Raw genomic sequence first — 237 nt, 5'->3', positions numbered from 1 at the left:
GCATGGCGCAAGGCGGGTCGAAATGAGGCGCGCATGGTACGTGAACGGGCCATTTTTTCCCAGCCGCAACCGACGGGTGAATGCCACGCAAGCTGGCTGTTTCCGGGGCCTGCAGCAACTTATGGGTGCGCTGCCCAGGCGCAAAATCGAGCCGCTTCGCTTGTCAATCAACGCGCGCCATTGAATTAGTTACCCGTCCGACCCATCTACCTAGTCATGTAGTGATCACAGGTGCCG

The 237-nt window shown here is 59.1% G+C and carries 1 protein-coding gene; it reads left to right on the top strand.

The window, feature by feature from the left end:
- The coding region (locus AC0IW9_RS31960) for a hypothetical protein (RefSeq protein WP_471652299.1) at positions 1-189 on the top strand (189 nt) is incomplete at its 5' end.
- Between the last annotated feature and the right edge of the window lie 48 nt (positions 190-237).

This window comes from Belnapia sp. AC561 (assembly GCF_979252845.1).
Note: the sequence above shows the minus strand (reverse complement) of the source record. Positions and strands in the feature narration are given on the sequence as shown.